10 protein-coding genes and 1 pseudogene are annotated in these 10,303 nt (G+C 64.2%); 7 read left to right on the top strand and 4 right to left on the bottom strand.

The window, feature by feature from the left end; all coding sequences use genetic code 11:
* Both VN856_RS22895 and VN856_RS22890 read right to left on the bottom strand, forming a co-directional pair.
* Window positions 1-491: pseudogene (locus tag VN856_RS22895) on the bottom strand (hypothetical protein); the annotation flags it as partial.
* Window positions 488-1,807, bottom strand: a complete 1,320-nt coding sequence (locus VN856_RS22890) for a serine hydrolase domain-containing protein (protein WP_414687029.1) — start codon at window positions 1,805-1,807, stop codon at window positions 488-490. The gene VN856_RS22890 and the pseudogene VN856_RS22895, both read right to left, overlap by 4 nt.
* Window positions 1,808-2,382: 575 nt before the next feature.
* Between VN856_RS22890 and VN856_RS22885 the strand changes: the two genes are divergently transcribed.
* Window positions 2,383-2,883, top strand: coding sequence for a hypothetical protein (locus tag VN856_RS22885; protein WP_325693345.1), 501 nt, complete (start codon window positions 2,383-2,385; stop codon window positions 2,881-2,883).
* 79 nt (window positions 2,884-2,962) lie between these two features.
* Here the strand turns inward: VN856_RS22885 and VN856_RS22880 are convergent, their stop codons facing one another.
* Entirely contained in the window at window positions 2,963-3,616 is a 654-nt protein-coding gene (locus tag VN856_RS22880; protein WP_325693342.1) for a DUF1345 domain-containing protein, read from the bottom strand.
* A gap of 39 nt (window positions 3,617-3,655) precedes the next feature.
* On the bottom strand, window positions 3,656-4,270 hold the full coding sequence (locus VN856_RS22875; protein ID WP_325693341.1) for a dihydrofolate reductase family protein: 615 nt from the start codon (window positions 4,268-4,270) through the stop codon (window positions 3,656-3,658).
* Between the two features lie 59 nt (window positions 4,271-4,329).
* On the opposite strand from VN856_RS22875, the gene VN856_RS22870 reads away from it, so the two are divergent.
* The 6 genes from VN856_RS22870 to VN856_RS22845 all read left to right on the top strand — a co-directional run.
* Complete coding sequence (locus VN856_RS22870; protein ID WP_325693339.1) at window positions 4,330-5,259, top strand: LLM class F420-dependent oxidoreductase; 930 nt, start codon at window positions 4,330-4,332, stop codon at window positions 5,257-5,259.
* A 14-nt stretch (window positions 5,260-5,273) separates the two neighbouring features.
* Window positions 5,274-5,750 carry a hypothetical protein gene (locus VN856_RS22865; protein ID WP_325693336.1) on the top strand — a complete coding sequence of 159 codons (477 nt, stop codon included), beginning with the start codon at window positions 5,274-5,276 and terminating at the stop codon, window positions 5,748-5,750.
* 60 nt (window positions 5,751-5,810) lie between these two features.
* On the top strand, window positions 5,811-6,233 hold the full coding sequence (locus VN856_RS22860; RefSeq protein ID WP_325693334.1) for a hypothetical protein: 423 nt from the start codon (window positions 5,811-5,813) through the stop codon (window positions 6,231-6,233).
* Between the two features lie 2 nt (window positions 6,234-6,235).
* Window positions 6,236-6,667 (top strand): hypothetical protein, encoded by a 432-nt coding sequence (locus VN856_RS22855; protein ID WP_325693332.1) that lies wholly within the window; start codon window positions 6,236-6,238, stop codon window positions 6,665-6,667.
* 200 nt (window positions 6,668-6,867) lie between these two features.
* Window positions 6,868-9,768 (top strand): 4Fe-4S dicluster domain-containing protein, encoded by a 2,901-nt coding sequence (locus tag VN856_RS22850; protein ID WP_325693329.1) that lies wholly within the window; start codon window positions 6,868-6,870, stop codon window positions 9,766-9,768.
* A gap of 28 nt (window positions 9,769-9,796) precedes the next feature.
* On the top strand, window positions 9,797-10,303 hold a 507-nt coding region (locus VN856_RS22845), incomplete at its 3' end, for an aminotransferase class I/II-fold pyridoxal phosphate-dependent enzyme (RefSeq protein WP_325693347.1).

Raw genomic sequence — 10,303 nt, 5'->3', positions numbered from 1 at the left:
TTGGGAGTCCAGCCTGGGTAGCCCAGCGCGTTCTTCGGTGTGGGCTGGCCGGGGACCAGTACTTCGTCCCAGTCGCCCTGCTGCCCCACCACGAAGACACGGTCGCCGAAGAGGGCCTGCGTCTGGGTGAGATTGTCCGAGGTGAGCGCTTGCTGCTGGGCCGGGGTCATAGCCGACAGCCAGCGGCGAATATCGACCGGATTTGTCAGGGCGGCATGGTCGACGGGACGCGGGCTTTGCGGCGTGGTCCACACTGTGGCCACCGAAACGGTGACAAAGGCGCTGGGTGGCGGCTGACCGGGTCCCGTCGTCCCAACCGGGCCCATCGCACCGCCGGGCTTCATCGCTGGGTCAGCGTGGTGGTCGCCGCGCGACGAAATGCCCAGACTGCAGCCAGAAATGAAGACCACGACCGCAATAACCACTACACCGGCGACGATGCCCACCGAGGCCACAAGCCGGTTGCGCCCGCTGGGCCGTTGCCTGCTCATTGCAGGGCCAGGGCTGCCGCCGTAGCCACATCACCTCGCAGGTACGCGATCGGTGGATCGTCTCGCGGGTCGATCGCGCTCGTGAGCAGAATGACGTAGCTATCCGAGCGTGGATCCATCCACAGCGAGGTTCCGGTAAATCCAGTGTGTCCGAAGCTGCCGATCGGAAAGATCATGCCTCGCGTGCCGGAATAGGCGGTATCGATATCCCAGCCGAAGCCACGTAGGTTTTGTCCCCTGATCGCCGGATAGTGCGGAGCGAGCAGCCGATCATATGTGTTTGGTGTCTTCGCGATGGCTTCTTGGGTGGCATCGTTCGCCGCTTCGACTTGCCCAGCGGTATTCCCGGGCTGCTGGGGAGATGTCATCAACTCCAACGTCGCCTGCTTCAGTGGGAACTTGCTCGGGCGGCCTGCGAGCCGATCAAGCAGCGCCTGCGCATAGAGGCTGGCATCGTGCGCGGTCGAGAACACCCCGGCATGTCCGGCCACCCCGCCCATGCGGCGCGTCGTCGGGTCAAACACACTGCCCCGAAGAAGGAAATCAAAATCGGGATTCTTGCCCGGATCGTTCCTGCTTTCGTCGTCATGTGTCGTAGGTGCGACGCGCGACAACAGACTCGTGCTCCACGTATCCCCAGGACAAACGCCCGGCATGCCGCCGATTGGCGCAGGCGCCCAGGCTACCGCGGATCCTCGGGTCACGTGTGGACCACATGCTTTGGCAGGCGGAAGATAGCGGGTTTCTGTCATGCCAAGTGGCGCAAAGACATTCTGCTGAACGTAATCGTCTTCAGGCTCACCGGTGAGTTTCTCGATCAGCGCACCAAGCAGAATGAAGTTGATGTCGGCGTAGTTGAAATACTCACCGGGAGGCGACTCCAGCGGCGTGGTGAGGGCACGGCGAATGCCTTCTGATTTGTTGGCTCCGTCCAACCCCCACGGATCATCGAGGCGTACGTCTTCCGGTTCGCCTGAAGTGTGGGTCAGCAACATGCGGACCGTCACCTTTGCACGCTGGGGATCGTTGGCTGTGTTGAAGTCAGGCAAGTACTTCTGCACGGGATCGTCGAATTGAATCTTGCCTTGTTCGTATAGCTGCATGACCGCGGTCGCTGTGGCGAGGCACTTCGTCAACGACGCCATGTCGAAGATCGTGTCTTCGGTCATCGGCTCCGCAGGTGCGGGCGACCCATCTAACCCCGGTTCGCCGGCAAGCTTGCGCGAGCCATAAGCCTGATGGAAGACGACCTTGCCACCATGCCCGATCACCACCACGCCACCTGGGACCGTGCTTGCCGCAATCGCATCGTTCATCAGCTTGGAGACCGTTGCGAATTCCGGTGGGGGAGCCGCATCGGGCGCCGACGACGCAGGCGCGGGAGGGGAATCTGGCGCTGGCGTAGACGCGGGAACCGCAACTGCCGCCGGCGTTGCCTGCCCGCTGTCCCTTTGCGCTGTGTGCGATGCATTGCCACACGAGGAAGCCGCGAGGGTAAGCAAGACAACTCCAACAGCAATTGCTTTTCGCACAGATGGCACCGTCTCTTGCTTGTACTTCTCGGCGCTACACGACCAGCACCGGAACTCTGCTGCGGTCATGTCGTCGCCGTGAATATGGCCCTGCTGCGGTCATGAGCATCGCTTACGCCGACATCGTGTCACCACTAGCCAGCATGCGCCATATCGCCGCTGCGATTCGGCGCGCGGGTAGCGCGCAAAAGCCCGAACACCGGGTGTAGACATCGACTGACTTAACCTTCCCCAACACCGTCTTCCGCATAGTGCGCCGCATTCGGCGGTATCCGAGTGATTATGCCTGTGTGTGTGCATTCAGGGTTGTCACGGCGCATCCTAGTTCCAAAGCCGTTGCGAGCCGAGAGGACAGACCCATGGCCCCAGACTGTCTGAGCACTCTCGTCGGTTTGTGCACCGTGCCGCTCGCGATCGCCCTGTCGCTTCCGCAAACTGCCTCCGCCGACACTCCGTCCTGGAACGGCGAGTACGCGATCACGTTCATGGTTGGTCCAAAGGATGGGACCAGCATGGCGGCCAGTGATCCTGAGAGCCAGCACACCGAGACCTACGGGTTCCGCTCGAGCTGCACGAGCGGAAAGTGCGTCGCCACAATCATTAGCGGCCCTGCGCCGAGCAATCCGACGGTTCCGCAACCGGTTCAGTTCACCTGGGATGGGTCGTCCTGGACGCAAGTCAGCGAGTTCCAGTGGGACTGCATGATGCACGACACCACCATCCAATGGGCTCCGGCCCGATCCAATGTTCGCTACACGCCCCAAGCCGACGGAACACTTGCCGGCGTCATGCACACCGACATCTTGAGCGGCCCGTGCCAGGGCTGGATCGAGATGAACATGACGGCCGAGCGCGCATGACAGGCAAACGGCCAAGCAGTCTCGTCAGCATCGAAAAGGTCGACACCGTCTGAGCGACTTGGCTTTCGGCCAATAGCGATCAGACTCTGGAGCCGAGCCCCGCAATCAAGTTGATCGTGACGGCCAGCACCACAGCGCCAAGCAGATACGACAACAGCGCGTGCCGCAGCACCGTCGCCCTGATCGAGGTCAAACAGATCTCGGTGTCGGAGACCTGAAACGTCATCCCGACGGTGTAGGCGAGATAGGCGAAATCCCGGAAACGCGGCGGGTTCGGGTCGTGAAAGTTGATGCCGCCAGGTTCATCTGAGTAGTAAAGCCGCGCATAGTGCACGGTAAACAATGTGTGTACTGCGAACCAGGATGCGCCGACGGTGAGAATCCCGACGAGTGCGGCTTCCAATGCGCCGCTGCCGGCTAGCTTCGATCCGGCGGCGACCACGTAACCGACACCGACCAGGCTCGCAAGGCTGGCGGTCAGAATGACGACGTCGGCGACCCACCGGGTCGGGTCCTCCCGCGTGACCCATCTGCACGTCTGCTCGGCATCCATTCCGCTCAGGATGCGCTGTGTCCAGACCACGTACAGCGCGGCAGCGGCCACCCAGCCCGCCAGCGCGAATCGCCAGCCGACCGTGTTGCCCACCACCAGAGCAACGGCGACTCCGAGCACCACCGAGACCAAGATCCGGACCGCGACGGTGTCACGGAAAAACTTCGCGAAGGAATTCACACCGCTGACCTAACCATCTCGACGGTCGGTCGGCTCGGTTCATCGAAAAATGCGGTAGCGCAGGTGAACAACGCCCGGAGCCTCGAGCACCCTGTCGAGTTCCAAGGCGGGCTTGCCTGCCTCGAAACCGTCGAAGAGGCGCTCACCCGAGCCGAGGATCACCGAGTTCACCTGAAGGTCGATCTCGTCGACAAGACCTGCGGCGATCGCCTGCCGGGCACACGAGGCTCCCCCCGCGATCGAGATCGAGCGGCCACCTGCCGCGGCCACGGCCTGGGCGTACGCTGTCTCGATTCCGTCGGTGACGAAATGAAACGTCGTCCCGCCCTGCATCTCGATCGGGTCGTGCTTGTGGTGGGTCAGCACAAACACGGGGCAGTGATACGGCGGTGTATCGCCCCACCACCCCTGCCAATCCGAGTTGCCCCACGGCCCACGAACCGGCCCGAACATGTTGCGGCCCATGATCGTTGCCCCCATGCCGTCCAACATCTCCGAGACCACCTGTCGATTGACCGGATGATCCTTGGTATCGCCGAGGTGCCAGTCGTGCAGGGTTTCACCGCCGACGCCGAGCGGGTGGTCCTGGCATTGACCGGGTCCCGCGACGTAGCCGTCGGCGGATATCGACATCGAAAGATTGATTCTGCTCATCTCTACACAGACTCCAGCTCCAGTCGATACTCATCGGGGGCACGCATAGTCTGGCGCTCGTGGACTTTCGGGTATTTGTTGAACCGCAGCAAGGCGCCAGCTACTCCGACCAGCTGGCGGTCGCGCAAGCCGCCGAATCGCTGGGTTTTTCGGCGTTCTTCCGGTCCGATCACTACATGGCGATGAGCGGCGAAGGGCGGCCCGGCCCGACCGACTCCTGGGTGACGCTGGGCGGCATCGCCCGGGAGACGTCGTCGATCCGGCTCGGCACCCTGGTCACCTCGGCGACGTTCCGCTATCCCGGACCGCTGGCCATCTCGGTGGCCCAGGTCGACGAAATGAGCAACGGGCGAGTCGAATTGGGCATCGGCGCCGGCTGGTTCGAAGAGGAGCACCTGGCTTACGCGATCCCGTTTCCACCGCTGCGCGAGCGATTCGCCCGGCTCACCGAGCAGCTCGAGCTGATCACCGGGTTGTGGACCGCGCCGGTCGGCGAAACGTTCGACTACGCGGGTGCGCACTACGCCGTCAATGATTCGCCCGCGCTGCCCAAGCCGGTGCAGCGACCCCATCCGCCGATCATCATCGGGGGATTGGGCGCCAGGAAGACGCCGCGGCTGGCCGCTACCTTCGCCGACGAGTTCAACGCGCCGTTCGCGCCGCCGGACACCATCGAGACTCATTTCGAGCGGGTCCGCGAGGCGGTCGACGCGGTCGGCCGGCCCGCCGATTCAATGACGTACTCCGCGGCCTTCGTGGTGTGCGCCGGACGCGACGAGGCGGAGATCGCCCGACGGGCCGCCGCCATCGGACGCGAGGTCGACGAACTGCGGTCCAACTCGCCGCTGGCTGGCACGCCTGCCCAGATCGTCGACCAGCTCGGGCCGTTCACCGAAATCGGCCTGCAGCGGGTATATCTGCAGCTGCTGGACCTGTCCGACCTCGAGCACCTGCAGCTTTTCGCCGACGAGGTGCAACGACAGCTCTGACGTAGCATCGGGTCGTGGCTGGCGTTCCAGACGACCCGAGCGATCGGCCGACCCGGATGGCCAATTACGGGGCGGTCGATTCGCTGGTGGATGTTGACGAGCTGGACAACGCCGCCGACTCCGCTGAACCCGACTTCGCGCCAGACCCGTGGTACCGCAATCGCGTGTTGCTGGCCTTGTGGGCGCTGGCGCTGGCACTCCTGCTCACCTTGATCATCTACGGCCTCGTCGAATTGTCCCGCGGCGGCGGGGGCGGTGCTCCGGCCACGACCACGCCCTCCACCTCGCACACGCGGTCGTCGACCACCTCACCGACGACGACCACGACTCCTCCGCCGTCATCGTCAAGCAGCGAGACGCCGCCACCGGAGACGCCCGAGCAGACCCCCGAAGAGGCGCCGCCGCAGAACACTTACTCCCCTGCCCCCACTGAGCCGCCGCGACATCACCACCACTTCCACTTACCGCACCTGCCGCCCGGCCTCTTCTAGGTCGCCGCCGCTCAAGCCTTCGCGGCAAGCTGCCAGGTTCCACCGCTAGGATCGGAGCACGTGACGGGCTACGGACCTCCAGACGACCCCAGCGAAGCGCCGACCGGTTACTACGACTACAGCGAATCCGGCGACGACGGGCACGAGCCCAAGCACCGACCGCCCTGGTATCGCAATCCGATTGTGCTAGTCGCCTTGGGCCTGTTCGCAGCGATCCTGCTCGGACTGGCTCTGTACTTTCTCGCCGACCAGACCCATGGAAGTGGCGGTCCGACACAAACTCCCACGTCACCGACGACGCCCACCGGGGTCACGACCACCACGACCGAGGCGCCGACGACCACCGAGCCGGTGGCTCCGGCTCCAACGACCACCATGACCGTCCCACCGACGACCACGGAGCCCCCCACGACCCCGACAACCAGCACCAGCGTCGACGAGGGCCGCCACCACCACCATCACCACGACGGCGGGACGCCTTAGCCGTGGGCGGCAATCGACCGCCGTATGACGTCGACGGTTATTCAAGGGGCAACGCGAACATCGACGAGACAGAACGCTTCCGCACCACCGAAAGCCCATCGCCCTGGTATCTCAAACGATGGGTTCTAGCCCTGTGGGGCCTGACGGTGGTGATTCTGATCGCGATCATCATCTACGGCTTGGCCATCCTGGCCAGAGGCGGCGGGGGTGTTGCACCAACGCCGGCAACGACGCACTCGTCGACCACGACGTCCTCGCACACCACCAGCCCGTCGCCGACCCCGTCATCGACCTCTCCAACCACGACGGACACCTCGACCGAGACCATCGAACCCGTGCCGCCGCAGGACACCGCAACCTGGACGCCGCAACATCCCCGGCACCATTGGTGGAGAAGCAATTTGCCCCCGTTACCGCCCATACCGCACTTCTGAGCCGTAATCCTTCGCCTGCATATGCAGCGCACTTCGCGATTAACGGCAGCCAAGTTAGGGCATCCTTCGTCGCGGTAACCCCTTGGGCAATGTCACTATGAGCAGGCTTACATGGCTTGAGCAGGTGCAGTAGGTAAGTTACCGACCAGTAACATAAAGTTTGTTACTGACCAGTAACACGAGTCTTGGGGAGTTGCTCCGTGCACACGCAGATGCTGATCAGACTGGTTGTCGGCTTGGGGATGACCGCGATCATCGCTTTGCTCGCCGCCCGCCGGGTGCTGTGGCTGGCCAAACTCACGCTTTCCGGTCAGCCGGTCAGCGGTCGCACCGACGACGTCGGCACGCGGATCTGGACGCAGATCTCCGAGGTGTTCGGCCAGCGCAGGCTGCTGAAATGGTCGATCCCGGGGCTGGCGCACTTCTTCACCATGTGGGGCTTCTTCATCCTCGCCACGGTCTACGTCGAGGCCTACGGCACCCTGTTCCAGAACAATTTCCACATCCCGATCGTCGGTCGGTGGGATGCGCTGGGTTTCCTGCAGGACTTCATCGCGTTGAGCGTGCTGGCCGGCATCGCGACGTTCGCGATCATCCGGTTGCGCTCAGAACCCAAGGAATACGGCCGTTCCTCGCGGTTCTACGGCTCCCACACCGGCGGTGCCTGGCTGATCCTGTTCATGATCTTCATGGTCATCTTCAGCTTCGCGATCTTCCGCGGTGCGTCGGCGAACACCGGCACTTTGCCGTACGGCAACGGTGCTTTCTTCTCCCACGCGATGGGCGCGCTGATGCACCCGCTGGGCGCCGCCGCCAACGAGTGGATTGAGACGTTCGCTCTGCTGGCCCACATCGCTGTGGCGCTGATCTTCCTGCTGATCGTGTTGCACTCCAAGCACCTGCACATCTTCTTGGCACCGATCAACGTCACCTTCAAGCGCCTGCCTGACGGCCTGGGTCCGCTGCTGCCGATCGAAGCCAACGGCAAGCCAATCGACTTCGAAAACCCGCCGGACGACGCGAATTTCGGCCGCGGCAAGATCGAGGACTTCACCTGGAAGGGCAACCTCGACTTCGCCACCTGTACCGAGTGTGGGCGCTGTCAGTCGCAGTGTCCGGCCTGGAACACCGGAAAGCCGTTGTCCCCCAAGCTCGTCATCATGGATCTGCGGGATCACTGGATGGCCAAGGCTCCCTACATCCTTGGCGAGAAGAAGACCGAGCCGCTCGAGGGTCTGGACCTCGAGACCGTCCACGAAGAGGGCCACCACGTCCCCGAATCCGGTTTCGGCCGCGTGCCCGGACACGGACCCGAGCAAGCGGCCCGTCCCCTGGTCGGCACCGCCGAACAGGGCGGGGTGATCGACCCCGACGTGCTGTGGTCCTGCGTGAACTGCGGCGCGTGCGTCGAGCAGTGCCCGGTGGATATCGAGCACATCGACCACATCGTCGATATGCGCCGCTACCAGGTCATGATGGAGTCGGAGTTCCCGTCTGAACTCTCGGTGCTGTTCAAAAACCTTGAGACCAAAGCCAATCCGTGGGGCCAGAACTCTGCCGACCGCACCAACTGGATCAGCGAAGTCGACTTCGACGTGCCGGTCTACGGCGAGGACGTCGACAGCTTCGACGGTTATGAATACCTGTTCTGGGTGGGCTGCGCGGGCGCCTATGACGACAAGGCCAAGAAAACCACCAAAGCCGTCGCCGAACTGCTCGCCATCGCCGGAGTGAAGTACCTGGTGCTGGGCACCGGGGAAACCTGTAACGGCGACTCGGCCCGTCGCTCCGGAAACGAATTTCTGTTCCAGCAGCTCGCGCAGCAAGCCGTCGAGACTCTGGACGGTCTATTCGAAGGTGTCGAGACGGTCGACCGCAAGATCGTGGTCACCTGCCCGCACTGCTTCAACACCCTCGGCCGTGAATACAAGCAGCTGGGCGCCAACTACTCGGTGCTTCACCACACCCAGCTGCTGAACCGGCTGGTGCGCGACAAGAAGCTGGTCCCGGTCAGCCCGGTCTCCGAGGACATCACCTATCACGACCCGTGCTTCCTGGGCCGCCACAACAAGGTCTACGAGGCACCGCGTGAGCTGATCAGCGCCTCGGGCGCAAAGCTCGCGGAGATGCCGCGGCACGCCGACCGCAGCTTCTGCTGCGGCGCCGGTGGTGCGCGGATGTGGATGGAAGAACACATCGGTAAGCGGATCAACCACGAGCGTGTCGACGAGGCGCTGGCCACCGGTGCCACCACCGTGGCAACGGCGTGCCCGTTCTGCCGGGTGATGGTCACCGACGGCGTCAATGACCGTCAGGAGGCCGCCGGACGCGAAGGCGTCGACGTCCGCGACGTGGCGCAGCTGCTGCTCGAGTCGCTCGACCGCGATTCGATCACGTTGCCGCAGAAGGGTGCTGCCGCCAAGCAGGCCGCCGAGCATGCCGAGAAGGCCGCACCTATCGCGTCCGCTGCCACCGCGACCGCCCCAGCCAAGGAGGAAGCTGCCGAACCGGAAGCTGCCGAACCGGAAGCGGCCGTGCCTGCCGAGGACAAGGCCGCCAAGGCAGTCACCGGCTTGGGCATCGCCGGTGGCGCCAAGCGGCCCGGAGCCAAGAAGGCAGCACCCAAAGCTGAAGCCACGCAGGCGCCGTCGGCCACCGAGGAGAAAGCTCCCGAGGCCAAGGCACCTGCGGCGCCCGCCAAGGGCTTGGGCCTGGCTGCCGGGGCCAAGCGACCGGGCGCGAAGAAAACTGTGGTGAAACCAGAAGCCGCAGCACAATCCGCGCCGGCGCAACAACCCGAAGCCAAGAGCGAGCCCGCAGCCGCCCCGGAGGCCAAGGCGCCGGCCGCGCCGGTCAAGGGTTTGGGGATAGCGGCGGGAGCCAAGCGCCCGGGAGCCAAGAAGACCGCTGCTGCACCGGCACCTTCCGCAGCACCGGAGCCGGCGTCCAAACCGGAGGCCAAGCCCGAACCTGAGGCGAAGGAAGAACCGCAATCCGCACCCGCTGCAGGCGATGGCGAGGACGGCGGCCAGGCTCCGCCGGCAGCGCCCGTCAAGGGCCTGGGCATCGCTCGCGGCGCCCGCCCACCGGGTAAGCGCTGATCAGGCTGGTTGTTGAATTAGAAAATAGCTGGACAGCCGTGGCACCATAGTCGATGTGACTACTCATCAGCTGCCATGGCAGAACGCGGGGCATCAGCCGCGGCAGCGGACGTTCGCGCAGTCCTCGAAGCTGCAGGACGTGCTCTATGAGATCCGCGGACCGGTACACGACCAGGCCGCGCGACTCGAGGCCGAGGGGCACCGCATCCTCAAACTGAACATTGGCAACCCGGCGCCGTTCGGCTTCGACGCACCCGACGTCATCATGCGCGACATGATCCAGGCGCTGCCCTATGCGCAGGGCTACTCGGATTCCAAGGGGATCCTTCCTGCGCGACGCGCGGTAGTCACCCGCTACGAACTCGTCGACGGCTTCCCACGTTTCGACGTTGACGACGTGTATCTGGGCAACGGGGTTTCGGAGCTCATCACGCTGACCCTGCAAGCCTTGCTGGACAACGGCGATCAGGTGCTGATTCCGGCTCCCGACTACCCGCTTTGGACGGCATCGACGTCGCTGGCCGGCGGCACTCCG

The sequence above is a fragment of the Mycobacterium sp. genome (assembly GCF_035603715.1).
Classification (GTDB): domain Bacteria; phylum Actinomycetota; class Actinomycetes; order Mycobacteriales; family Mycobacteriaceae; genus Mycobacterium.
This window is presented reverse-complemented; position numbering and strand designations above follow the sequence as displayed.